20 protein-coding genes are annotated in these 24030 nt (G+C 72.1%); 12 read left to right on the plus strand and 8 right to left on the minus strand.

The features are described 5' to 3' along the window. Positions 1 to 114: 114 nt before the first annotated feature. Positions 115 to 2112 (minus strand): CocE/NonD family hydrolase, encoded by a 1998-nt coding sequence (locus IG84_RS0102605; RefSeq protein WP_031050836.1) that lies wholly within the window; start codon positions 2110 to 2112, stop codon positions 115 to 117. Between the two features lie 20 nt (positions 2113 to 2132). Further along, entirely contained in the window at positions 2133 to 3605 is a 1473-nt protein-coding gene (locus tag IG84_RS0102610) for a peptide MFS transporter (RefSeq protein ID WP_031050838.1), read from the minus strand. A gap of 248 nt (positions 3606 to 3853) precedes the next feature. Here IG84_RS0102610 and IG84_RS0102615 point away from each other — a divergent pair, with 248 nt between their 5' ends. From IG84_RS0102615 to IG84_RS0102630, 4 genes are all read left to right on the plus strand, one after another. Beyond that, entirely contained in the window at positions 3854 to 4867 is a 1014-nt protein-coding gene (locus tag IG84_RS0102615) for a polyprenyl synthetase family protein (protein ID WP_031050840.1), read from the plus strand. Positions 4868 to 5099: 232 nt separating this feature from the next. Further along, a complete protein-coding gene (locus IG84_RS0102620; protein WP_031050842.1) occupies positions 5100 to 6401 on the plus strand; it encodes a LolA family protein in 1302 nt (433 codons plus the stop codon). 125 nt (positions 6402 to 6526) lie between these two features. Next, positions 6527 to 7573, plus strand: coding sequence for an ABC transporter ATP-binding protein (locus IG84_RS0102625; RefSeq protein ID WP_031050845.1), 1047 nt, complete (start codon positions 6527 to 6529; stop codon positions 7571 to 7573). Next, entirely contained in the window at positions 7560 to 8441 is an 882-nt protein-coding gene (locus tag IG84_RS0102630; RefSeq protein WP_031050848.1) for an ABC transporter permease, read from the plus strand. Before IG84_RS0102625 ends, IG84_RS0102630 begins: the two co-directional genes overlap by 14 nt. Here IG84_RS0102630 and rarD read toward each other — a convergent pair. From rarD to IG84_RS0102660, 6 genes are all read right to left on the minus strand, one after another. Continuing rightward, a complete protein-coding gene (rarD, locus tag IG84_RS0102635; protein ID WP_037799113.1) occupies positions 8378 to 9355 on the minus strand; it encodes an EamA family transporter RarD in 978 nt (325 codons plus the stop codon). The genes IG84_RS0102630 and rarD overlap by 64 nt on opposite strands. A gap of 330 nt (positions 9356 to 9685) precedes the next feature. Next, the gene (locus IG84_RS0102640; protein WP_031050854.1) at positions 9686 to 10780 is read right to left on the minus strand and encodes a 2-oxoacid:ferredoxin oxidoreductase subunit beta; all 1095 of its coding nucleotides are present in this window, start codon (positions 10778 to 10780) and stop codon (positions 9686 to 9688) included. Beyond that, a complete protein-coding gene (locus tag IG84_RS0102645) occupies positions 10773 to 12740 on the minus strand; it encodes a 2-oxoacid:acceptor oxidoreductase subunit alpha (protein ID WP_031050857.1) in 1968 nt (655 codons plus the stop codon). Before IG84_RS0102645 ends, IG84_RS0102640 begins: the two co-directional genes overlap by 8 nt. A gap of 332 nt (positions 12741 to 13072) precedes the next feature. Continuing rightward, positions 13073 to 13732: a response regulator transcription factor gene (locus IG84_RS0102650; RefSeq protein ID WP_031050860.1), complete on the minus strand. Its 660-nt coding sequence runs from the start codon at positions 13730 to 13732 to the stop codon at positions 13073 to 13075. A 353-nt stretch (positions 13733 to 14085) separates the two neighbouring features. Further along, positions 14086 to 15432, minus strand: a complete 1347-nt coding sequence (locus tag IG84_RS0102655) for a sensor histidine kinase (RefSeq protein WP_031050861.1) — start codon at positions 15430 to 15432, stop codon at positions 14086 to 14088. A 132-nt stretch (positions 15433 to 15564) separates the two neighbouring features. Then, positions 15565 to 16758, minus strand: coding sequence for a sensor histidine kinase (locus tag IG84_RS0102660; RefSeq protein WP_078648566.1), 1194 nt, complete (start codon positions 16756 to 16758; stop codon positions 15565 to 15567). 242 nt (positions 16759 to 17000) lie between these two features. On the opposite strand from IG84_RS0102660, the gene IG84_RS0102665 reads away from it, so the two are divergent. Genes IG84_RS0102665 through IG84_RS0102700 form a run of 8 tightly spaced genes read left to right on the plus strand, consistent with a single transcriptional unit; the run spans position 17001 to position 24019 of the window. Continuing rightward, entirely contained in the window at positions 17001 to 17402 is a 402-nt protein-coding gene (locus IG84_RS0102665; RefSeq protein WP_031050865.1) for an NADH-quinone oxidoreductase subunit A, read from the plus strand. Next, positions 17393 to 18088, plus strand: coding sequence for an NADH-quinone oxidoreductase subunit B (locus IG84_RS0102670; protein ID WP_031050868.1), 696 nt, complete (start codon positions 17393 to 17395; stop codon positions 18086 to 18088). The genes IG84_RS0102665 and IG84_RS0102670 overlap by 10 nt, the downstream gene beginning before the upstream one ends. Then, entirely contained in the window at positions 18085 to 19440 is a 1356-nt protein-coding gene (locus tag IG84_RS0102675; RefSeq protein WP_051861313.1) for an NADH-quinone oxidoreductase subunit C, read from the plus strand. Before IG84_RS0102670 ends, IG84_RS0102675 begins: the two co-directional genes overlap by 4 nt. Further along, the gene (locus IG84_RS0102680; protein ID WP_031050874.1) at positions 19437 to 20402 is read left to right on the plus strand and encodes a complex I subunit 1/NuoH family protein; all 966 of its coding nucleotides are present in this window, start codon (positions 19437 to 19439) and stop codon (positions 20400 to 20402) included. The genes IG84_RS0102675 and IG84_RS0102680 overlap by 4 nt, the downstream gene beginning before the upstream one ends. Next, positions 20402 to 21034, plus strand: coding sequence for a NuoI/complex I 23 kDa subunit family protein (locus IG84_RS0102685; protein ID WP_031050877.1), 633 nt, complete (start codon positions 20402 to 20404; stop codon positions 21032 to 21034). Before IG84_RS0102680 ends, IG84_RS0102685 begins: the two co-directional genes overlap by 1 nt. After that, positions 21031 to 21624 carry an NADH-quinone oxidoreductase subunit J family protein gene (locus tag IG84_RS0102690; RefSeq protein WP_031050880.1) on the plus strand — a complete coding sequence of 198 codons (594 nt, stop codon included), beginning with the start codon at positions 21031 to 21033 and terminating at the stop codon, positions 21622 to 21624. The genes IG84_RS0102685 and IG84_RS0102690 overlap by 4 nt, the downstream gene beginning before the upstream one ends. Then, a complete protein-coding gene (gene nuoK / locus IG84_RS0102695) occupies positions 21624 to 21989 on the plus strand; it encodes an NADH-quinone oxidoreductase subunit NuoK (protein ID WP_031050882.1) in 366 nt (121 codons plus the stop codon). The genes IG84_RS0102690 and nuoK overlap by 1 nt, the downstream gene beginning before the upstream one ends. Continuing rightward, positions 21986 to 24019, plus strand: a complete 2034-nt coding sequence (locus IG84_RS0102700; protein ID WP_031050884.1) for an NADH-quinone oxidoreductase subunit 5 family protein — start codon at positions 21986 to 21988, stop codon at positions 24017 to 24019. Before nuoK ends, IG84_RS0102700 begins: the two co-directional genes overlap by 4 nt. The last annotated feature ends 11 nt before the right edge of the window (positions 24020 to 24030 follow it).

Below are 24030 nucleotides of genomic sequence, written 5' to 3' on the forward strand. Positions count from 1 at the left end.
GTGGGGCTGCGGCTGCGGGCCGTGTGTGGCTGGGCGCGCAGTTCCCCGCGCCCCTGAAAGGGCAGGCCCGGTACGGCATCGAATGCTCGTACCGGGCCCGCCCTTTCTTCGGGCTCACACCGCCGTGCGTGGGATGCGCCGGTGCCAGCTCCGGCGGAAGACCTCCTCGTCCCCGTCCCGGCACACGACCTCGTTCTCCGTCACGAAGTCCCCGCCGTCCGTGGTGATCTCCGAGCGGGTCTCGATGCGCGCGTCCCAGCCGAGGTCCGGACGGCGCAGCCGGATCGACCAGTCCGAGCGGGTCGCGGCGCTCTCCGGGTCGGCGCTGTCGATCCGGTAGGTCTCCAGCGCGTCCTCGGTGAACTCCAGCCCGTCCGGGTAGATCCGGGTGCCGCCGTAGCGTGGGTCGACCTCCAGCGTCCAGGTGCCGGCCGCGACGTCCCGGATCACCTTCCGCTCGGGCCGCTGGTCACTGCCTTCGGGGAAGACCACGCCGAGCGGCTCGGACTGCTCGGGCACCTCGAAGGTGATCTCCGGCTCCTCCGTGCCCGGGGTGCGGACCGGCAGTTCGACGGTGCTGGCGGCCGGGTCGACCGTCCAGCCCGCCTCGCTGCCTGCGTGCGGCCAGATCCACGGCCAGTACGCGGAGGAGAGCGCTACGCGGATGCGGTGCCCGGCGGGGAACGCGTGTCCGATGCCGTTCAGCTCGAAGGTCACGTCCTCCGTGGCGCCCGGCGTCCACTCCACGGCCCGGTCCCGGCCGTGCCGGGTGAGCAGGTTCAGTACGCCCCGGGTGACCAGCGTGGACGAGCCGTCCGGCGTCACGTCGCAGATCCGGGCGATGACCTGGCCGCGCGGTACTTCGGAGGTCAGCCGCAGGGTGACCCGCGGCCGGCCGAGGATCTCCACCCGCTCGGTCAGCTCCGGCAGGTCGAAGCAGACCGACCGGCCGTCCTCCTCGCGCTGGTCCGGCGGCAGGTCGGCGTCGTTGCCGAACGGGAAGTAGCGGCCCGCGTCGACGCCGGTGTGCTGCGGCGAGCGGACCGACAGCGGCCGGTCGCCGGGCAGGGTGTACGCGGTCGGCGTGACGTTCGGCGAGGGCCAGGCGGGGTCGGCGACCCAGCGGCCCGGCAGCTCGTCGTACACCGTGGCCGGCGGGTGCGACTCGCTGATCCAGGCGCGCAGCAGCGGGTCGTCCTCGACGCCCCGGTCCTCGCCTTTGAGCCAGTGGTCCCACCAGCGCAGCGTCTCCTGGAGGAAGCCGATCGCGGGGCCCGGCGGCAGGCCGCGGTCCGGATACTGGTGCGACCAGGGCCCGATGAGGCCGCGCACGGGCGCGTCTAGGTGCTGGACCAGGCGCAGCGCGGTGTCGCGGTACGGGTCGTGCCAGCCGCCGACCGCGAGCACCGCCGCCTTGATCGCCGAGTAGTCCTCGCAGACGCTGCCGTGCTGCCAGTACGCATCCCGCGACTGGTGGTCCAGCCAGGTGTGGATGAACGGATCGACCGCTTCGAGGCGGTCCGTCCACTGCTTGCGCCAGCCCTCGCCGACCTGGGCCGGGTCCGGCGGGCGGGAGACGAAGGCGAGCATCGTGGCGGCCCAGGCGTGCATGTCGACGGCGAGCAGCGAGCCGCCCATGTAGTGCACGTCGTTGTCGAAGCGGTCGTCGGCCGAGCAGACCGTGACGATCGCCTTCAGCGCCTTGGGCGCGCGGGCCGCGAGCTGGAGGCTGTTGAAGCCGCCCCAGGAGATGCCGAACATGCCGACCTTGCCGGAGCACCACGGCTGCGCGGCCAGCCACTCGATGACGGCGACGCCGTCGGCCAGCTCCGTCTCGGAGTACTCGTCGGTCGGCAGGCCCTCGGAGTTGCCGTGGCCGCGGACGTCGACGCGGACGGACGCGTAGCCGTGGCCCGCGTAGTACGGATGGCGCTGGGCGTCGCGCGGCGCGGTCCAGTCGCTCAGCCGGTAGGGCAGGTATTCGAGCAGCGCGGGGACGGGCTCCGTGCCGTACGGGCGCCAGACGCGGGCGTAGAGCTGCGTGCCGTCCGGGAGGGGGATGCGGACGTCCTCGCAGAACGTCCGGTACGGGAAGTCGGTGCGGATGCGCATGAGGCCGGTCCAGGGGGGTGTCAGTGAACGGGGTGCATGGTGCGGCGCAGCCAGGGTCCGGCGGCGATCACCGCGAGGCCCACGACGACCGCGAAGCCGCCGTTGAGGCCGAAGTACAGGTCGTTGGCGATCTCGCCGAAGTACTTCACGACCTGGGCCTGGATGCCGTTGGCCAGGGCGAGGGAGAGGAACCACAGGGCCATCGTCTGGCTGGCGAAGGCGGCGGGCGCGAGCTTGGTCGTCGCGGACATGCCGGTGGTCTCCAGCAGGATGTCGCCGAGGCCGAGCAGGACGAAGGAGATCAGGAGCCACCAGGCGGCCATCTTCCAGTCGCCGGTCTGCCCGTGCGTCGCGGGGACCATCACGAGGAAGGACAGGCCGCCCAGGATCACGCCGTACGCGATCTTGTGCGAGGCGTGCGGCTGGCGCCGGCCCAGCTTGACCCAGACGGCCGCGACGACCGGAGCGAGCAGCACCTCGGCGCCGCCGAGCACGGAGCCGTACCAGGTCGAGGGGAACTCCCAGCCGAGGATCTCGGTGTCCGCATGGCTCGCGGCCAGCAGCGTCATCGTCGAGTACGACTGGAAGAGGACGAAGTTGAAGACCACCGAGGCGGCGAAGAGCACGAGGTAGGGGCGGAGCCGGCCGCGCTCCTTGGAGCCGACCCGGGGGCTGCGGAACATCACCACGAAGTAGACGATGGGCGCGATCACCGAGATCACGGTCAGCACGTCCACGGTGCGGTCCATGGTCAGCCAACCGGCGAGGGCGAGGCCCGTGGCGACGGCGGCGACCAGCACGCAGCCGCCGGCTATCAGCCAGGTCGCGCGGCGCATCGCGGCCTGCGGCAGGGCGAATTCGGCGCTGTGCTTGCGGCCCGCGAGGCCCTTGCGGCCCGCGATGTACTGGATCAGGCCCAGGGTCATGCCGATCGCGGCGGCCGAGAAGCCCCAGTGCCAGCCCTGCTTCTGGCCCAGCCAGCCGATGACCAGCGGGGCGAGGAAGGCGCCGATGTTGATGCCCATGTAGTACAGCGCGAAGCCCGCGTCCCGGCGCTCGTCCTCGGTCGCGTAGAGCTTGCCGACCATGGTCGAGACGTTGGGCTTCAACAGGCCCGTGCCGGCGATGATCAGACCCAGGCCCACCCAGGTCATGGCCGCGGTGGGCACCGCCATGGAGTAGTGGCCGCAGGCGATCAGGACGCCGCCCCACAGGACCGCGCGGTAGGAGCCGAGCATCCGGTCCGCGAGCCAGCCGCCGGCGACCGAGACGAGGTAGACCAGGGTGCCGTAGGCGGCGGTGACCGATGCCGCGGTGTTCTCCGCCATGCCCAGGCCGCCGTGCGCGACCTGATCGGCGAAGTACAGCACCAGGATGGCCTGCATGCCGAGGAAGGAGAACCGCTCCCAGACCTCCAGGCCCGAGAGGGTCAGCAGTCCTCGCGGGTGACCGAGGAAGGAATGATCGTCGCGAGGGTGCGGGGGTCCGGACACGGGGGTGACTCCTGGGGCTCGGGAAGATTAACTTGCTTCTGCTGTCCGTTCCTCCCGGTACAAAACCCGCGACGCTGGGTGATCAAGAACATGCCGGGCCCCGGTACGGCGTCGCCCTGTCGGCCGCCGGGTACGGCAGACGGACGGGCGCTCATGGTGATCGAACTGCGACCGGATACGCTGGCCAATGGTGGAGACAGCGACAGATCGACAATCCGTTTGATCGTCAGCAGACAGGAGTAACCCTCGTGACCGTCGTCGGGCCCTTCGGGCTGAGCGTGCGGGACCAGGCTCTTGAGGCCGATGTCCAGGCCGGGTTGGCGGCTGTCGAGGAGGGCCTGCTGGAGGCCACCAAGAGCGACGTGCCGTTCATCACCGACGCCGCGCAGCATCTCGTCCGCGCGGGCGGCAAGCGTTTCCGGCCGCTGCTGGTGATGCTGGCCGCCCAGTTCGGTGACCCGTACGCGCCGGGCATCGTGCCCTCGGCCGTCGTCGTGGAGCTGACGCACCTGGCGACGCTGTACCACGACGACGTCATGGACGAGGCCGAGGTGCGCCGCGGCGTGGAGAGCGCCAACGCCCGCTGGGGCAACTCGCTGGCCGTCCTGACCGGCGACTTCCTCTTCGCGCGCGCCTCGCACACGCTGGCCGACCTGGGCCCGGAAGCGGTCCGCATCCAGGCCGAGGCGTTCGAACGGCTGGTGACCGGCCAGATCCTGGAGACCGCGGGGCCGCGCGACGGCCGCGACCCGGTCGAGCACTACCTCGACGTCATCGCGGGCAAGACCGGCTCGCTGATCGCCGTCGCCGGCCGCTTCGGCGCGATGATGTCCGGCGCCGACGAGGCCACGGTCGACATCCTCACGCAGTACGGCGAGCGCCTGGGCACCGCCTTCCAGCTCGCCGACGACGTGCTGGACATCGCCAGCGACGCAGGCGAGTCCGGCAAGACCCCCGGCACCGACCTGCGCGAGGGCATCCCGACGCTGCCGGTCCTGCACCTCCGCGCGCTCGCCGCCTCCGACGCGGCGACCGAGGAGGACCGCGCGCTGGCCGCCCTCCTGGACCAGGACCTCACCGACGACGCCCGGCACGCCGAGGCGCTGGCCGGGCTGCGCGCCCACGCCGCCCTGCGACAGGCCCGCCGCGACACGATCCGGTACGCCGAGGATGCGCGCGCGACGCTGGCACCGCTGCCGGAGTGCGCGGCGAAGACCGCGCTCCAGGAGCTGTGCGACGCGGTGGTGCACCGGGCGGGCTGACCGGTCCGGCGGCGTACGGCGGGCTTCGCCCGTGGCAGTACGCCGCGCGCTGCCCCTCAGGGGCGTCTCATCCTTCAGCAGTACACCGTTCCAGCCCCGGGGCTGACGCTTCGGGTTGGCGGATTTGATGGCATTGACACCACCACGCCATGGCGGAGCGGGCCACAATGAGCCCGAGGTGTGGACGAGTGCGTTGCGTTGAGACCGCCGCCTACGACGGAGGTAGAAGCACATGCCACGGAACGAAGCGTCACGGGTCACCGGTGAATGGGACGACGGGGGGAAGCGCACGGGACGCCGCAAGGTCATCCGGTACGGCGTCCCCGTCGCAGTGGCGGGGGTGGCGGCGGCAACGATCGGGCTGGTCCCCGCGTTCGCCGGTGCCGGCGACCCCGACCTGCCGGAGATATCCGCGCAGGACCTGATCGCGAAGGTAGCGGCGTCGGACGTGCAGCAGCTGTCCGGCACGGTACGGACCAGCACCGACCTCGGCCTGCCGGAACTGCCCGGCGGCATGGGCGCGGGAGCGCTGGGCTCCGGCCAGGGCAAGGGCGGTGCGTCCGCCGACCCGAAGGACAAGCTCATGGAGCTGGCGTCCGGCACGCACACGCTGCGGGTCGCCGCCGACGGACCCGACCGGCAGCGGGTGTCCGTCATCGACAAGGCCGCCGAGTACAGCCTGGTCCGCGACGGCGCCAAGGTGTGGGGGTACGACAGCGGCAGCAACACCGCCTTCCGCGCCACCGGGCCGGAGTCGGACGCCCCGAAGAAGGGCGACCAGCGCCGGGCCATGCCCAAGGGCCTGGGCGACGTCACCCCGCAGGAGCTCGCCGAGCACGTCCTCGACGCGGCCGGTGACACCACGTCGGTCACCGTCGACGGCACCGCCAAGATCGCCGGGCGGGACGCCTACCAGCTGCTGGTCAAGCCCAAGCAGGCCGGCTCGACCGTCGGTTCGGTACGGATCGCGGTGGACGCGGACAACGGCGTACCGCTGCGCTTCACGCTGACGCCGAAGAGCGGTGGCGCACCGGCCGTTGAGGCCGGGTTCACCTCGGTCGACTTCGCGAAGCCGGCGGCGAGCACGTTCGCCTTCGACCCGCCCAAGGGCGCGAAGATCGTCGACGGCGACCGGGTCCGTACGCAGCGGCACGACGACGCGGCCGGGGACCTCCCGAAGGGCCTGCCCGGCGGGCTGCCGCAGGGCCTGCACGAGGCGCGGGCCGGGGACGGGGGCGGCCTGGACGTCATCGGCCACGGCTGGACCGCGATCGCGAAGATCGAGGGCGAGGGCGAGGGCGAGGGCAAGGCCGGCGAGGGCAAGGAAGCGGCCGCGGGGCAGAAGGCAGGTGTCCCCACGGGCGACGCTGCCAAGTTCCTGGACTCGATGGGCGAGAAGGTGACCGGCAGCTTCGGCTCCGGCCATGTCTTCAGTACGCGCCTGGTCAATGCCCTGATGACGGACGACGGCACGGTCTACGTCGGCGCCGTCGACCGGCAGTCCCTGATCAAGGCGGCGAACGCGGCGAAGTGACCGCGGTGGAAGTGACCGTGGTGGAAGTGAGCACGGCGAAGTGAGCGCGGCGGCGGTACGGCGGTGACCGGCCGCCGTGCCGCCGCCCGGCCCGGTACCAGTCCCGGCACACAGTGGGGGAGTGCATGGCGCCACCGTCGTCGAACGGGGAGGACGGAGCGGCTCCCGGGGCGCCCGTCATCGAGACGCACGGCCTGACCAAGAGGTACGGGAGCGGGCCGCCGGCCGTCGACGGGCTCGACCTGTCCGTGCCGCCCGGCAGCATCTTCGGCTTCCTCGGCCCCAACGGCTCGGGCAAGACCACCACGATCCGCATGCTGATGGGCCTGATCGAGCCGACGGCGGGCGGCGCCCGGCTGCTCGGCGAGCCGATGCCCGGCGCCGCGCGCCGGGTGCTGCCCCGGGTCGGCGCGCTCATCGAGGGCCCGGCCCTCTACGGCTTCCTCACCGGGCGGGCCAACCTCCTGCGGTACGACGCCGCCGACCCGACCGCCGATCCCCGCACCCGGGCCGCGCGGGTGGCCACGGCCCTGGAACGCGTGGGCCTGGCGGCCGCGGCCGGCAAGAAGGCACGCGCGTACTCCCTCGGCATGAAGCAGCGGCTCGGGCTGGCCGCGGCCCTGCTCCGCCCCCGCGAGCTGCTGGTCCTGGACGAGCCGACCAACGGCCTGGACCCGCAGGGCATGCGCGAGATCCGCAGCCTGGTGCGCGAGCTGGCCGCCGACGGCACGACCGTCTTCCTCTCCTCGCACCTCCTGGACGAGATCGAGCAGGTCTGCACGCACGCCGCCGTGATGTCCCGCGGCCGGCTGATCGCACAGGGGACGGTGGCGGAGCTCGCGGCCGGCGCCCGCGGCCGGCTGGCCGTCACCACCCCGGACACCGCGGAGGCGGCCCGGGTGCTCAAGGAACACGGCCTGACCGACCTCGTGGTGGGCGAGGACCGGGTGACGGGGGAGCTGCCGCCGGGGCCCGGCGGCGCGGGGCCGGAAGCAGTCGGCGCGGGCGGGGGACCGGATCCGGCGGGCATGGGCGGGGGGCCGGATCCGGCCGACCTGAACGCCGCGCTCGTCGCGGCCGGCGTCCGTGTCCGCGCCTTCGGGGCCGAACGCGCCTCGCTGGAGGACGTCTTCGTGGCACTGACGGGGGAGGGCTTCGATGTCGCGGGCTGAGACGGTGGTGGGGGCGGCCGAGGTACGGGTCTCCCGGGGGCCGAGTCCGCTGTGGACGCTCGGCCTGCTGCGCAATGAGATCGGTATGACGTTCCGGCGCCGCCGTACCCTCGTGCTGCTCGCCGTGCTGGCCCTGGTACCGGTACTGGTCGGGATCGCCATCCGCGTCCAGACCGAGGACGGCGGCGCCCGCGGCGGCCCGGCCTTCATCTCCCTGGTCACGAACAACGGGCTCTTCCTGGTCTTCACCTCCCTCGCGGCCACCCTGCCGGTGTTCCTGCCGATGGCGCTCGGCGTCGTCGCCGGGGACGCGATCGCGGGCGAGGCGGGCGCCGGCACGCTGCGGTACCTGCTCGTCGCCCCGGCCGGGCGGACCCGGCTGCTGCTCGTCAAGTACGCGAGCACGCTGGTGTTCTGCCTGGTGGCGACGCTGGTCGTGGCGACGTCAGCGCTGGCCGTCGGCGCGCTGCTGTTCGGGCTGGGCGAGGTCACGCTGCTGTCGGGGACGACCGTGCCGCTCGCCGAGGGGCTGCTGCGGGCGCTCGCCGTCGCGGGCGTGGTCGCCCTCTCGCTGATCGGCGTGGCCGCGCTGGGGCTGTTCGTCTCCACGCTCACCGGAAGCGGGATCGCGGCCATGGCGATGACCGTCGGAGTGGTGATCACCCTGCAGATCCTGAACACCATCCCGCAGCTGCACGCCGTCCAGCCGTACCTCTTCCCGCACTACTGGCTGAGCTTCGCCGACCTGCTGCGCGACCCGGTCTACTGGGACGACATCCGCCGCAACCTCGGCCTCCAGGCGGTCTACGCGCTGGTCTTCGGCTCGGCGGCCTGGGCCCGGTTCACGACCCGGGACATCACGGCCTGAGAAGCGGACGCCGTCCGGGCAGCGGCCCGGGACATCCGCGCCGTGCGCAGCGCGTCCCAGGTGAGCACGGCGAGCGCCAGCCATACGAGGGCGAAGCCCGCCCAGCGCTCGGGCGGCATGGCCTCGTGGAAGACGGTGAGGCCGAGGACGAACTGGAAGGTCGGCGCGAGGTACTGGAGCATGCCGAGTACCGACAGCGGCAGCCGGACGGCGGACGCGCCGAAGGCGATGAGCGGCAGGGCCGTGGCGATGCCGCAGCCCGCGAGCAGCAGCGCCTGCCCCGCGCCATCGCTGAGGAAGCTGGACTCGCCGCGTACGCCCAGGAAGATCAGGACGCCCAGCGCGGGCAGGAACTGGATGGTCGTCTCGACGCTGAACCCCTCGATGCCGCCGAGCTTGACGCCCTTCTTGAGCAGGCCGTACGTGGCGAAGGACAGGGCGAGGACGAGGGCGATCCAGGGCACCTGGCCGTACGCCACGGCCATCACGACCACCGCCAGCGTGCCGACGCCCACCGCGGCCCACTGCAGCGGGCGCAGCCGCTCGCGCAGGAAGATCACCCCGAACGCGATGCTGACCAGCGGGTTGATGAAGTAGCCGAGGGACGCCTCCAGCACATGGCCGGCGTTGACCGCCCAGATGTAGAGGTACCAGTTGACCGAGATGACGGCGGCCGCCGCCACGACCAGGCCGAGCCGCTTCGGCTGCCGCAGCAGCGGGCGTATCCAGGACCAGCGGCGCAGCGCCACCAGGAAGACCAGGGCCACCGGCAGCGACCAGGCCATGCGGCTGGCCAGGATCTCGGTGGGGGAGGCGGCGGACAGCAGGTGCCAGTAGAGGGGGAGGACGCCCCACAGGCCGTACGCCACGAAGCCGTAGGCCAGGCCGGTGCGCTGGTCGGACGGAGACGGCAAGGGGTCCTCCTGGGACGGGCGGGCACCGGCACGACGCGTCGAGGGCGTGCGGCGGCGAGACGCAGCGAGCTCTCCGAAGGTAACGCCGCCGGCCTCGCATGTCATGCCCGTATTTCAAATACGGTGGTTACATATCCGGAACCGGGCAGGGACCGGGGATGAGCGTGGCGGGCGGCGCGGCGCACGGAAGCGTGGGACAGCGGGCGGCGGCCTGCGCGGCGCACGGGAGTGTGGGGCGGTGGCCGTACACGTACGGCTGCCCGGGACCGCGCCCGCAGGCCGGTCCCGGGCAGCCGGGAGAGAAAGCGGCGGCCGGGGCCGCCCGGGTCGTCAGCCGACGACCGTCCAGGTGTCGTTGCCGGCGAGCAGGGTGGCCAGGTCGCCCTTGCCCTTCTGCTCGATGGCGGCGTCCAGCTGGTCGGACATCAAGGTGTCGTACACCGGCCGGTCCACGCTGCGCAGCACACCGATGGGGGTGTGGTGCAGCGTGTCGGGGTCGGCGAGCCGCGAGAGCGCGAACGCCGTGGTGGGCGAGGGGTTGTGCGCATCGTGCACCAGCACGCCCGCGGTCCCCTCCTGCGTGACGTCGATGATCCGCAGATCGCCCGTTGCCGGGTCGCGGACGACACCCTTGGACCCGAGGCCGTCCTCGGCGGGCGCGCCGAACCGGATCGGCTGCCCGTGCTCCAGGCGGATGACGGCCTCCTGGGCCTTCTCCTTGTCCTTGAGCGCCTCGAACGCGCCGTCGTTGAAGATGTTGCAGTTCTGGTAGATCTCCACCAGCGCCGTGCCGGGGTGCGCCGCGGCCTGGCGCAGCACGCTCGTCAGGTGCTTGCGGTCGGAGTCGACGGTGCGCGCGACGAAGGACGCCTCGGCGCCGATCGCCAGCGAGACCGGGTTGAAGGGCGCGTCCAGCGAACCCATCGGCGTCGACTTGGTGATCTTGCCGACCTCGGAGGTGGGCGAGTACTGGCCCTTGGTCAGCCCGTAGATCCGGTTGTTGAACAGCAGGATCTTGAGGTTGACGTTGCGGCGCAGGGCGTGGATGAGGTGGTTGCCGCCGATGGAGAGCGCGTCGCCGTCACCGGTGACCACCCACACCGACAGGTCGCGCCGCGAGGAGGCCAGGCCCGTGGCGATGGCCGGGGCGCGGCCGTGGATGGAGTGCATCCCGTAGGTGTTCATGTAGTACGGGAAGCGGGAGGAACAGCCGATGCCGGAGACGAAGACGATGTTCTCCTTCGCCAGGCCGAGCTCGGGCATGAAGCCCTGCACGGCGGCGAGGACGGCATAGTCGCCGCAGCCGGGGCACCAGCGCACTTCCTGATCGGACTTGAAGTCCTTCATGGACTGCTTGGCCTCGGCCTTGGGCACCAGGGAAAGCGCCTCGATCTGCGCCGCACCCTCCGCGATCGTCTCAGTCATTGATGGCCTCCTTCGGGCCCTGCTTCATTACCTCTTCGAGGTGGGCGGCGAGCTGCTCTGCCTTGAAGGGCATCCCGCTGACCTGGGTGTGCGACTGGGCGTCCACGAGGAACTTCGCCCGCAGCAGCGTCGCGAGCTGGCCCAGGTTCATCTCGGGGACGACCACCTTGTCGTAACGCCCCAGCACCGCACCGAGATTCCCCGGGAAGGGATTGAGGTGGCGCAGATGCGCCTGGGCGATCTGCCCGCCCGCGCGGCGCACCCGGCGCACGGCCGCGGTGATCGGGCCGTACGTCGAACCCCAGCCGATGACCAGCGTGTCGGCGTCCCCTGACGGGTCGTCGACCTCCAGGTCGGGCACCTCGATGCCGTCGATCTTGGCCTGCCGGGTGCGGACCATGAAGTCGTGGTTGGCCGGGTCGTAGGAGATATTGCCCGTGCCGTCCTGCTTCTCGATGCCGCCGATGCGGTGCTCCAGACCCGGAGTGCCGGGAACCGCCCAGGGGCGGGCCAGGGTCTGCGCATCGCGCTTGTACGGCCAGAAGGCCTCGGTGCCGTCCGCCAGCTCATGGTTGGCCGAGGTGGCGAACTGCACGCGCAGGTCCGGCAGTTCGTCGACCTCCGGGATGCGCCAGGGCTCGGAGCCGTTGGCCAGGTAACCGTCGGAGAGCAGGAAGACCGGCGTGCGGTACGACAGCGCGATACGGGCCGCGTCCAGCGCCGCGTCGAAGCAGTCCGCCGGGGTCTTCGGCGCGACGATCGGCACCGGCGCCTCGCCGTTTCGCCCGTACATCGCCTGCAGCAGGTCGGCCTGCTCGGTCTTGGTCGGCAGACCCGTCGACGGGCCGCCGCGCTGGATGTCCACGATCAGCAGCGGCAGTTCCAGGGAGACGGCCAGACCGATCGTCTCCGACTTCAGCGCCACGCCGGGGCCGGAGGTGGTGGTCACCGCGAGCGAGCCGCCGAACGCCGCGCCCAGCGCCGCGCCGATGCCCGCGATCTCGTCCTCCGCCTGGAAGGTCCGCACGCCGAAGTTCTTGTGCTTGGACAGCTCGTGCAGGATGTCGGAGGCCGGGGTGATCGGGTACGAGCCGAGGTAGACCGGCAGGTCCGCCTGGCGGCCCGCGGCCACCAGGCCGTAGGACAGCGCCAGATTGCCCGAGATGTTGCGGTACGTGCCCGTCGGGAACGCCTTGGTCGCCGGCGCCACCTCGTAGGAGACCGCGAAGTCCTCGGTGGTCTCGCCGAAGTTCCAGCCCGCCCGGAAGGCGGCCACATTCGCCTCGGCGATGTCCGGCTTCTTGGCGAACTTCTGCCGCAGGAACGCCTCGGTGCTCTCCGTCGGACGGTGGTACATCCACGACAGCAGGCCCAGCGCGAACATGTTCTTGGAGCGCTCGGCCTCCTTCCGGGACAGGCCGAAGTCCTTCAGCGCCTCGATCGTCAGCGTTGTCAGCGGGACCGGATGGACGTTGTACGCCTCCAGCGAGCCGTCCTCCAGCGGGCTGGTGACGTAACCGACCTTCGCCATCGGGCGCTTGGTGAACTCGTCGGTGTTCACGATGATGTCCGCGCCGCGCGGCACGTCCGCGAGGTTGGCCTTCAGCGCCGCCGGGTTCATCGCGACCAGGACGTTGGGCGCGTCGCCGGGCGTGAGGATGTCGTGGTCGGCGAAGTGCAGCTGGAAGCTGGACACACCGGGCAGCGTGCCGGCGGGGGCCCGGATCTCGGCGGGGAAGTTCGGCAGGGTCGACAGGTCGTTGCCGAACGAGGCCGTCTCGGAAGTAAAACGGTCACCCGTGAGCTGCATGCCGTCACCGGAGTCGCCCGCGAACCGGATGATCACCCGGTCCAGCCTGCGGACCTCCTTGCCGGCGCCGTTCTCCGTGGCAGGGGTACACGGTTCCCCTGCGAGCGCACCGTCGGTCTTGTCGGCTGGGCTACTGACCTGGCTGGTCACTGCTTCGGACCTCCCTCGGGGCCTGGGGTGTCCCCGCCGTGGGCAGGGAATCCGGGACGCAACGTGCGGACCTGTCGTCCCATGGCCATCGTACGTGGGTAAGGGTCGCCTTCCTTGAGGCGATCACATGCTGGACGTGAACGTGAGACGCTGCGCTCACATGGTGGACGCAGGAGCGAGACGCCGCTCTGTCGTATTTCGCCATGAATCATCCGCCCCCCGCGGCTTCTTCTGTAGGACGCTCCGTGCTTCAACGGTTGATCAGCGCTCCGTACTCCCGTGCCGGAGTGACGCCCCGCACCGGCACCGTCGGCTGACAGCCTGTCAGGTGGTCAGGAGTTGAGGTAGGTGAGCACTGCTAGTACGCGACGGTGATCCCCGTCACTCGGGGCGAGGCCAAGCTTGTGGAAGATGTTGCTGACGTGCTTCTCCACCGCACCGTCACTCACCACCAACTGCCGGGCTATCGCGGAGTTCGTCCGTCCCTCGGCCATCAGTCCCAGCACCTCGCGCTCCCGCGGGGTGAGGCCGGCCAGTACGTCCTGCCGACGGCTGCGGCCCAGCAACTGGGCGACGACCTCCGGGTCGAGCGCCGTGCCGCCTTCGGCGACCCGCACCACCGCATCGACGAACTCACGGACTTCTGCTACCCGGTCCTTGAGCAGATAGCCGACGCCCCGGCTCGAACCGGCCAGCAGCTCCGTCGCGTACTCCTCCTCGACGTACTGCGACAGCACCAGTACGCCCAGGTCGGGGTGGTCCCGGCGCAGCCGGACCGCGGCGCGCACCCCCTCGTCCGTGTGCGTCGGCGGCATGCGGACGTCCGCGACGACCACATCCGGCAACGCCCCCTCCTCGGCCAGCTCCCCGATGGCCTTGATCAGCGTCTCCCCGTCGCCGACTCCGGCGACGACCTCATGCCCCCGATCGGTCAGCAGCCGCGTCAGGCCCTCTCTCAGCAGCACTGAATCCTCGGCGATGACCACCCGCACGCTGTTCTCCACGATCTTCGGCTCCCCCACCCGTTCTCGGTTCGACGCTCTTCAGCATCCCAGGATTCGGACGCGCGCGTCGGATCACCGTGCGGGTTGTGGATAACTCGGAATGGCCGATTGCGGACGGCCGCGGAAGTGCCGCGCGGACCTGCAGGATCTCCGCGCGGTAGGCGCGGTACGACGATCGGCGGAGGCGCCGGCGGCACCGCCCCGGCCGCCTCCGCCGCGCCCCGCTCGCCGCCTCCGCCGCGCCCTGTCCGTCGGCCACCGGTCGGCCCCGTCGGCCGTCTACGCCGCGCCCGCCCGCCGGTCCGTCGGTCGCGCTCCGCCCGCCGTCCGCCCGTCGGCCGTCAGTCGCGCCAGGGCAGCTCCGCCGTGATCGCCGTCGGGCCGCCCGCCGGTGAGTCGATGACCAGCAGCCCGTCCACCGCGTCCAGCCGCTCGGCCAGGCCGGCCAGTCCGCTGCCCGGCCCGGTGTGCGCCCCGCCCCGGCCGTTGTCGGAGACCAGCACCATCAGCCGGTCCCCGGACCGCCACACGTCCACCGACGCGCTGCTCGCCCGCGCGTGCTCGGAGACGTTCCGCAGCAGCTCGGAGACCGTGAAGTACGCGATCCCCTCGATCGCGGCGGCGGGCCGCGCCGCCAGGTCCACGCTGACCCGCACCGGCACCTCGCAGCGCGCGGCGAGCGCGGAGAGCGCCGGGCCCAGGCCGCGGTCGGTGAGGATCGCCGGGTGGATGCCGCGGGCCAGGTCGCGCAGCTCCTGGAGCGCGATCTTCACCTCGCCGTGCGCCTCGTCCACCATCCGGGCGGCGGCCTCCGGGTCCTCCCGCAGCCTCTCCTTGGCGAGCCCCAGGTCCATGGCGAGCGCGACGAGCCGGGCCTGGGCCCCGTCGTGCAGATCGCGCTCTATCCGCCGCAGGTCCGCGGCCGCGGTCTCGGACACCGCCGTACGGTCCGACTCCAGCTCCGTCACCCGGCCGGCCAGCCGGGACGGGCCCAGCAGCCCGCGCACCAGCAGCCGGTCCACCTGGCTGAGACCGCGCACGGCCCCGCCCCAGACCAGGACGAACAGCAGCCCGACGACGCAGGACACGGCTATCTCGAAGGGGGTGTCCAGGTAGAAGCCGTGCGTCTCGTCCCCGTACAGCTGGATGCCGTCCTGGCCGAGGTACATCGGGAAGGTCCAGCGCCACAGCGGATACGTGAGCAGGCCCCAGCCGAGCGACCACAGCGTCACCGAGACGGTGAACGCGAAGACCGCCCACGGGAAGTGCAGCAGGCAGTACAGGAGATGGCGCCAGGACGCGCCGCTCTTCAGGATCCCGCCGACCCGGCCCATCAGGCTCGGCTTGGCGGCGCCGACCGGTTCGGGGGCGCGCACCTCCAGGCCGAGCAGGGCGCGCGCCCGTACCCGCTCCAGTGCGCCGAGACCGCGGCAGCCGACGAGGCCGGCGGCCAGCACGGGTATGCCGAGGAACGTGATCAGCAAGCCGGCGCCGAGCGACGTCATCGTGACGGCACAGGTGAACATCACGATGGCGATCGGCAGGCCGATCAGCAGATGGAGGAACTCCCGCCAGGTCCGGCCGGAGAACGGGGCGCGCAGCACGAAGGGGACGCGGTGCGGGCCGGGGCCCTCGGAAGCGTGCGGGGCACGCGGCGCAGGGGACGGCGAACCGTATGCGGTGTCCATGGTGTCCAGCCTGTCCGCTCCGGGCCGTACCGGACATGGAGCCGGTCGGCGTCTTGACCCTCGGGTTTTCCCCACCTCTTTCGAGTGACCGCCCCCGTCAGGCAGCGCGCCCGCCCCCGGAGGCAGCGCCCGCTACGGCGCGCTGCGCCACGGCAGCTCGGCCGTGATCTGCGTCGGCCCGCCCGCGGGCGAGTCGAGGACGAACAGCCCGTCGACCGAGCCCAGGCGTTCGGAGAGCCCGGCCAGCCCGCTGCCCGCGGCCGGCCGCGCGCCGCCGCACCCGTCGTCGCGCACCTGTATGAGCAGCCGGTCCTCGGCCCGCCACACGTCCACCGAAGCGCTGCGCGCCTGCGCGTGCTTGGAGACGTTCTGCAGCAGCTCGGAGACCGTGAAGTACGCGATGCCCTCGATGGCCGGCGCGGGCCGGGTGCCGAGGTCCGCGGTCACGGTGACGGGCACCGTGCAGCGCGCGGCCAGCGCCGAGAGCGCCGGGCCCAGGCCGCGGTCGGTGAGGATCGCCGGATGGATGCCGCGGGCCAGGTCGCGCAGCTCCTGGAGAGCCAGCTTCACCTCGCCGTGCGCCTCGTCCACCATCCGCGCCGCCGCGTCCGGGTCCTCCAGCAGCTTCTCCTTGGCCAGCCCCAGCCCCATGGCGAGCGCCACGAGCCGGGCCTGTGCGCCGTCGTGCAGATCACGCTCGATGCGCCGCAGGTCGGCCGCCGCGGTGTCCACGACCGTGCCGCGCCCCGACTCCAGCTCGGCGATCCGCCGCTCCAGCTCGTCCGAGGGCGACAGCAGCCCCCGTACCAGCGCGCGGTCCACGTTCGTCAGCCCGCGCGCCACCCAGGGCAGCGCAGGCCAGGCCACGAAGAGCGACACGAAGGTGAGCGCGAAGCTGAGGATGCCCCAGGGCAGCCGCACGAAGACGTAGAGCGCGTGTCGCCACCCGACCGGGTCCTTCAGACGCGCCCACAGCCAGGGGAAGAAGCCCCGTTCGAGGGCGCGCGGCGGACTGGGCTCGTCGACGCGTACCCCGAGGAGCGCGCGGGCCCTGGCCCGCTCCAGCTTCCCGTACTGCCGGCAGCCCCCGAGGACCAGCGCGAGCAGCGGCAGTCCGATGACTGTGACCGACAGGCCCAGGCTCGCCGCCAGCCAGCTCACCAGCAGCGCGAAGGCCACCACGTCCAGCGGGAAGTTGCACAGCAGGTGCGTGATCTCGCGCCAGGTCCCGGCGCTCAAGGGGGAGCGGGGCGGGGGAGGAACCGGGACGATTCCGTCGTCGTGGCCGTCGTGGGCGCGCCTGCCCGGGGCGGAGGTCACCGTCATGGAGGCCAGCTTGCCGGGCCGCGCGGCCCGCGGCCATGGGGTGGATAGGTGGGGCGAAGTGGGGATATCCCCACCTCCCAGCCGGTGGGACTGCTCGGTCCCACCCCTGCAGGGCCTAGACTCCCGTCCGTACAGATCGTCGAAAAATTTCGGCGAAAGCGGTTGCAGAGGGGTGGCCCTGCGCGTACGGCGCGTACGAGGCGGCCCGCTGCACACGAGCAGTCAGGGAGCGAGGGGCGGACGTGCCGGACGCGACCGTACGCACCATCAGCGCCGCGGACTATTTCCAGGGCTATTCGGCCGTCGGGCTCATCGCCGTGATCGGCGTGCTCTTCGTGGCCGTCGCCTTCGGGTCCGCACGCCTGATGCGGCCTGTGGTGCCCACACCCGAGAAACTGCTCACGTACGAATGCGGAGTGGATCCCGTAGGGGAGGGCTGGGCGCACACCCAGGTCCGCTACTACGTATACGCGTTTCTGTACGTCATCTTTGCCGTCGACTCGATCTTCCTGTTCCCTTGGGCGACGGTCTTCGCCGCACCCGGTTTCGGCGGCATCACGCTGGTGGAGATGTTCATCTTCCTCGGCTTCCTCGCTGTCGGCCTGCTCTACGCATGGAAGAAGGGCGTCCTGGAATGGACGTGACCCCCGCCTCCGCGGCCAACGGAGCCTCGCCGGGCCCCGAGCTCCTGCCCGAGCCGCGCCGCCTCGGCCCGCTGGCCCGCCTCGCCCCCGAACCGATGAAGGTGGTCCTGAACTGGGGCCGCCGCTACAGCCTGTGGGTCTTCAACTTCGGGCTCGCCTGCTGCGCGATCGAGTTCATCGCCGCGTCCATGGCGCGGCACGACTTCATCCGGCTCGGTGTGATCCCCTTCGCGCCCGGCCCGCGCCAGGCCGACCTGATGGTCGTGTCCGGCACGGTCACGGACAAGATGGCGCCCGCCGTGAAGCGGCTGTACGAACAGATGCCCGAGCCGAAGTACGTGATCTCCTTCGGGGCCTGCTCCAACTGCGGCGGCCCCTACTGGGACTCGTACTCCGTCACGAAGGGCGTCGACCAGATCATCCCGGTGGACGTGTACGTACCGGGCTGCCCGCCGCGCCCCGAAGCGCTGCTGCAGGGCATCCTCAAGCTCCAAGAGAAGATCGCCCAGGAGTCGCTGGCGGAGCGGTACGGCCGCGGCGCCGAGTCCGGCAAGGGCGCGGGCCGGCCGTCGGCCAAGGCGCTGCGGAGCGGGCTGGTGACCCCGCCGGCGCCGCCCGCCGCCGGGTCCGGGCAGTCGTCCACCGAGCAGCCGCCGTCCGAGCAGACCGGGGAGGACACCCGATGACGGCCCAGCCGCCCGAGCCGGGTACGCCCGAGGAAGCGACGCCCGCTGCACCCGAAGGTGCGGCCGCAGCACCTGAAGCGGCGTCCGCAGCATCTGAAGGCGCGCCCGCAGCACCTGAAGGGGCGACCGCCGCCGTTTCTGAGACCGCGTCCGAGGCCGCTCCCGAGGCCGAGCCCGCGGCACCCGTGGGGTGGCTGCCGGAGCCGGCCGAGCAGATCTTCGGTGTCGGGGCCACGGCCGAGGAGGCGTACGGCCTGCTCACCGTGGACGTACCGGCCACGGCCTGGACCGACGCCCTGACCGCTGCCCGGGACGTCCTGGGCTGCACGTATTTCGACTGGCTGAGCGCCGTCGACGAGCCCGGCACCGGGTTCCGCGTCTGCGCGCACGTCGCCGACGTGTCCCGTACCGGTGACATCCGGCGGCTCCTCGTACGGACCACCGTGCCGCACGAGGCGGCCGCGCTGCCCACCGCCGTCGGCGTGTACGCGGGCGCGGGCTGGCACGAGCGCGAGACGCACGAGATGTTCGGCGTCGACTTCACCGGCCACCCGGGCCTCACACCGCTGCTGCTGCCCGAGGGCTTCGAAGGGCACCCGCTGCGCAAGGACTTCGTGCTCGCCGCGCGGGTCGCCAAGGCGTGGCCGGGCGCGAAGGAGCCGGGCGAGTCCGAGCACGGCGGTCCCAAGCGACGCCAGATGCTGCCGCCGGGCGTGCCCGACCCGAACGAGTGGGGCCCGCTCAAGGGCCAGCTTCCGCCCGTTCCGGCCCGTCCTGCGCGCGGAGCGGCCCGGGGTGCCCGGGCTGCCGGTGCGGCGGGGCGTGCTGCCGGGGCCGGCCGCGCGGCCGGCGCGGGTCGTGAGGCCGCGGCAGGCGCGGCGGGTGCCGCCGGGGAGCGTCCGGCCCGCCGGACGCGGAGCGTGAGCGCCGGGTCCGCGAGCCAGCAGGCCGCTGCGGACGCCGAGAAGCCCGAGTCCAAGGGCGTCGAACCGCCGAAGGACACGGAGGCCCCGAAGGCCGCCGAGGCCGCCAAGGAGGCGGCCGCCGACACGGCTGGTAAGACGGCGCCGACGGGACCGGACACCACGGCGTCCGCCCCGCGGACCGCGCCGCGCTCTTCGGACGCACCGTGGCACCATGCGCGTCCCGCGTTCGACGGCGAGCCGTCACCCGAGGGCTCCGGGGACAAACCGTCCCCCGAGGGCGAGACCCCGAAGGCGCAGCGCGACCAGAAGGCCGAGCCCACCCCGAAGGCCGAGGACGGCGCCCGTGAGGACGCACCGGCCGACGCCAACGGACGTACCGACGACACCGAACGCACCGACGACGAGACAGGAGGCGGCACCGCATGAGTGACACGCTCGCGATCGTCCTCCGCGTCCTCGCCGTCTTCGTGATCTTCCTGGTCTTCCCGCTCGTCATCGGCCAGACCGAGCACAAGGTCATGGCGCACATGCAGGGCCGGCTCGGCCCGATGTACGCGGGCGGCTTCCACGGCTGGGCGCAGCTGGTCGCCGACGGCGTGAAGTTCGCGCAGAAGGAGGACATCGTCCCGGCGGGCGCCGACCGGCGGATCTTCCAGCTCGCGCCGGCCGTCGCCCTGCTGCCGTACCTGCTCGTCCTGATCGCCATCCCGGTCGGCCCGGGCAACGCGGTCGGCCAGGCGCTCGACGCGGGCGTCTTCTTCGTGCTCGCCGTGATGGGCGTCGGCGTCCTCGGCTCCCTGATGGCGGGCTGGGCCTCGGCGAACAAGTTCTCCCTGCTCGGTGGTCTCCGTACGGCCGCGCAGCTGCTGGCGTACGAGCTGCCGATGCTGCTCGCCGCCGCGTCCGTCGCGATGGCCGCCGGCACGCTCTCGCTGCCCGGCATCCTCGACGCCTTCCACTGGTGGTGGGTGCCGTGGCAGATCGTCGGCGGGCTGGTGTTCTTCACGGCCGGGCTCGCGGAGCTGCAGCGGCCGCCGTTCGACATGCCGGTGGCCGACTCCGAGATCATCTTCGGCGCGTACACCGAGTACACCGGACTGCGCTTCGCGCTCTTCCTGCTGGCCGAGTACGCCGGCATCGTCGTCCTCTGCGCGCTGACCGCCGTCCTCTTCCTGGGCGGCTGGCACGGCCCCTTCGGCGCCGACGGGCTGGGCTGGCTCTGGATGCTCCTGAAGACCGTCGTACTGGCCTTTGGCGTCATCTGGCTGCGGGTCAGCTACCCGCGGCTCCGCGAGGACCAGCTGCAGAAGCTCGCCTGGACCTGCCTCATCCCGCTCGCTCTCGCCCAGATCGCCCTCACCGGCGTCATCAAGGTGGTGATCTCCTGATGGGCATCCCCGGTTCCGGCCTCGCCAAGGGCCTGGCCGTCACGCTCCGGACCATGACGAAGCGCACGGTCACCGAGCAGTACCCGGACGTCCAGCCCGAGCTGCCGTCCCGCACCCGTGGAGTCATCGGGTTGTTCGAGGAGAACTGCACGGTCTGCATGCTGTGCGCCCGCGAGTGCCCGGACTGGTGCATCTACATCGACTCCCACAAGGAGACGGTGCCGCCGGCCGCGCCCGGAGGCCGCGAGCGCAGCCGTAACGTGCTCGACCGCTTCGCCATCGACTTCTCGCTGTGCATGTACTGCGGCATCTGCATCGAGGTGTGTCCGTTCGACGCCCTCTTCTGGTCGCCGGAATTCGAGTACGCCGAGACCGACATCCACGAACTGACCCACGAGCGCGACAAGCTGCGCGAGTGGATGTGGACGGTGCCTGAGCCGCCCCCGCTCGACCCGGGCGCGGAGCAGCCCAAGGAGATCGCCGCCGCCCAGAAGGCCGCCGACAAGCTGGCAGCCCAGCAGGCCAAGGAGGCCGAAGAGGCCGCGGCGGCCCAGCAGGCCGAATCGGCGCAGGCCGAATCCGGGCAGGCCGGGGAAGCCCCGCAGGCCAAGGACGCAGGGGAGGAAGCGTGACGCTCGCCGCCGCAAGCCACGGCTTCCTGACGCCCAGCGGCGTGGAGATCGCGTTCCTCCTCGTCGGCCTGGTCACCCTCGGCGCGGCCGTGGTCACCGTCACCACCAAGCAGCTGGTGCACGCCGCGCTGTGGCTGGTGGTCGCCCTCGGCGGGATCGCCGTGGAGTACCTCCTGCTCACCGCGGAGTTCATCGCCTGGGTGCAGGTGCTCATCTATGTCGGTTCCGTGGTCGTCCTCCTTCTCTTCGGACTGATGCTGACCAAGGCGCCCATCGGCCGCTCGCCGGACGCCGACTCCGGCAACCGCTGGGCCGCGCTCCTGGTGGCCGTGGCCTCCGCCGCGGTCCTCGTCTGGGTCGTCGTCGACGCCTTCCGCGCGTCCTGGATCGACCTCGACGGCGCCGCCCAAGGCTCCACCGAGGTCTCCGGACGCAGCCTCTTCCAGCACTGGGTGCTGCCCTTCGAGGCGCTGTCCGTACTCCTGCTGGCCGCGCTGGTCGGCGCGATCGTGCTCTCCCGCAGGAACGGGGAGGGCCCCCAGGAGACCGGCCGCGCCGCGGCCCCCGTAAGCCGAGAGGGACAGCGCTGATGCATCTCGCCTACCCCGCCGTCCTCGCCGTCCTCCTCTTCTGCGTCGGCCTCTACGGCGTCCTCGCCCGGCGCAACGCGATCCTGGTCCTGATGTCCGTCGAGCTGATGCTCAACGCCGTCAATCTCAACCTCGTCGCCTTCGACGTCTGGCTGCGCGACACGCTCCACGCAGGCCAGGCGCTCACCCTCTTCACGATCGCCGTCGCCGCCGCCGAGATCGGCATCGGCCTCGCGATCGTCCTGCTCGTCTACCGCAACCGCGGCAGCTCCGACGTCGACAAGCTCACCGACCTCGCCGAGCGCTCCGCGGAGGACGAGCAGGCGCACCCGCAGTCCCAGCAGCAGGCGGAGGCCGCCGCGTGACGACCACGACCACCGCCGTCCTCGTCCCCCTCCTGCCGTTCCTCGGCGCCGCCTTCGGCCTCCTCCTGGGGCGGCGTGCACCCGGCTTCGTACGGCCGCTCGCCGTCCTGCCGACCCTCGCCGCGGCCGTACTGGCCGTCGTCGTGGCCGCACGGCAGGGCGGGGGAGCGGCGCTCGACGCGGCGACGGAGCTGACCCCGACCGGCTCGGTCCCCATCGAGCTGGCCCTGCACATCGACGGCTTCGCCGCCCTGGTCGCGGTGCTCGTCGGCGTCGTCGCCACATGCGTGCAGCTCTACTCCACCGGCTATTTGCGCGACGACCCGCGCTACGCCTCGTACGCCGCGCTGGTCTCCCTCTTCACCTCCGCGATGCTGCTCGTCGTCTACTCCGGCGACCTGATGGTGCTGCTGGTCGGCTGGGAGATCATGGGCATCTGCTCGTACTTCCTGGTCGGCCACTACTGGGAGACCGAGGCCGCCCGGTCCGCGTCCCTCAAGGCGTTCCTGGTCACCAAGCTCGGCGACGTCCCCTTCCTGTTCGGTCTCTTCGCGCTCGCCGCGGACGCCGGCACCTTCCGCATCACCGGCGTACTGAACGCCGTCACCAGCGGCGACCTGCACCACCCGACGCTGATCGCGCTGCTCCTGCTCGCCGGTGTGGCGGGCAAGTCCGCGCAGTTCCCGCTGCACACGTGGCTGCCCGACGCGATGGCCGGCCCCACGCCGGTCTCCGCGCTGATCCACGCCGCCACGATGGTCGCGGCCGGTGTCTACTTCATCGCCCGGCTCCTCCCGGTCTTCGCGGCCTCCGCCGCCGCGCTGGTCGTACTCGCCGTGATGGCCGCCGTGACCATGGTCGGCTCGGCGCTCGCGGCCCTCGCCCAGGACGACATCAAGCGCGTCCTGGCGTACTCCACGGTCGGCCAGCTCGGCTACATGACCGGCGCGCTGGCCGTCGGCGACCGCAGTGCGGCCGTCTTCCACCTCCTCTCGCACGGCGCCTTCAAGGCGCTGCTCTTCCTCGGCGCCGGCGTGATCATCCACGCCGCCGGCACCAACTCGCTCGCCGCCATGTCGCGGATGCGCGGTCTGTCCAAGCGCATCCCCGACGCCTTCTGGACGGTGACGGTCGCGCTCCTCGCGCTCGCCGCCATCCCGCCGTTCGCCGGCTTCTTCTCCAAGGAAGCCGTCCTCGGCGCCGCCGAGCACGCCGCCGTCGGCGAGGCCCACCTCGCGCTCGGCGGAGCCCACGGCCACCTCGGCTCCGTACCGTCCGCCGCCGGCTGGACCGTCCTGATCGCCGGCCTGCTCACCGCCCTCCTCACGGCCGCCTACGCGACCCGCCTGTGGCTGCTCGCCTTCTTCGGCCGCGGCCCCGAGGAGGCCCCCGACCACGGCAAGCAACCGTTCGCGATGAACGCCGTGCTGTGGGTGCTGTTCATCCCCACCGCCGCGTTCGGCATCGCCGCGCCCGTCCTCCCGGACTGGTTCGACGGCAACGAACTGACGCCGACCCTGGTCACCTCCGTCCTCGGCACCGGCCTCGCACTGGCCGGCGCGCTGATCATGTACGGCGCCTGGCGGCATACGACCGCCGTGGCCGCCCGCGCCCCCCTCGGCGCGGTCGCGGTGGACCCGGACGCGGCACCCGCGGTCTCCGAGGAAGAGGCCATCGCCACGCACGCCGCTGCCTACGGCGACAACGCCGGAGCGCCGGACCCGGCCGACCCTGGCCGTCTGCTGCTCGGCCCGCTGCACGCCCCGGCGACCTGCGGCTTCCACCTGGACGCCGTGTACGCCGCGCTCTTCGTCCGGCCCGTACGCGCCGCCGCCCGGCTCGTCCGCTTCCTCGACCGCGAGGTCGTCGACACGTACGTGCACGGCGCCGGTACCGGAGCCCGCTGGCTGGGCTCGGCCGTCCGCCGGGCACAGACCGGCAACGTGCAGACCTACCTCGGCGCGCTGCTCGCGGGCTCACTCGTGCTGGCCGTCGCCGCCGTCCTCGTCGCTACGGGCACGGGAGCCTGATCGTGAACCAC

Origin of the sequence: Streptomyces ochraceiscleroticus (assembly GCF_000720485.1) — a bacterium.
GTDB classification, from domain to species: domain Bacteria; phylum Actinomycetota; class Actinomycetes; order Streptomycetales; family Streptomycetaceae; genus Streptomyces; species Streptomyces ochraceiscleroticus.

Excerpts from the sequence above, each read along its gene's own strand:
- IG84_RS0102605 (WP_031050836.1), bottom strand. The coding sequence starts at position 2,112 with ATGCGCATCCGCACCGACTTCCCGTACCGGACGTTCTGCGAGGACGTC.
- IG84_RS0102620 (WP_031050842.1), top strand. The coding sequence starts at position 5,100 with ATGCCACGGAACGAAGCGTCACGGGTCACCGGTGAATGGGACGACGGG.
- IG84_RS0102625 (WP_031050845.1), top strand. The coding sequence starts at position 6,527 with ATGGCGCCACCGTCGTCGAACGGGGAGGACGGAGCGGCTCCCGGGGCG.
- IG84_RS0102630 (WP_031050848.1), top strand. The coding sequence starts at position 7,560 with ATGTCGCGGGCTGAGACGGTGGTGGGGGCGGCCGAGGTACGGGTCTCC.
- IG84_RS0102640 (WP_031050854.1), bottom strand. The coding sequence starts at position 10,780 with ATGACTGAGACGATCGCGGAGGGTGCGGCGCAGATCGAGGCGCTTTCC.
- IG84_RS0102655 (WP_031050861.1), bottom strand. The coding sequence starts at position 15,432 with ATGGACACCGCATACGGTTCGCCGTCCCCTGCGCCGCGTGCCCCGCAC.
- IG84_RS0102660 (WP_078648566.1), bottom strand. The coding sequence starts at position 16,758 with ATGACGGTGACCTCCGCCCCGGGCAGGCGCGCCCACGACGGCCACGAC.
- IG84_RS0102670 (WP_031050868.1), top strand. The coding sequence starts at position 17,393 with ATGGACGTGACCCCCGCCTCCGCGGCCAACGGAGCCTCGCCGGGCCCC.
- IG84_RS0102675 (WP_051861313.1), top strand. The coding sequence starts at position 18,085 with ATGACGGCCCAGCCGCCCGAGCCGGGTACGCCCGAGGAAGCGACGCCC.
- IG84_RS0102680 (WP_031050874.1), top strand. The coding sequence starts at position 19,437 with ATGAGTGACACGCTCGCGATCGTCCTCCGCGTCCTCGCCGTCTTCGTG.
- IG84_RS0102685 (WP_031050877.1), top strand. The coding sequence starts at position 20,402 with ATGGGCATCCCCGGTTCCGGCCTCGCCAAGGGCCTGGCCGTCACGCTC.
- nuoK (WP_031050882.1), top strand. The coding sequence starts at position 21,624 with ATGCATCTCGCCTACCCCGCCGTCCTCGCCGTCCTCCTCTTCTGCGTC.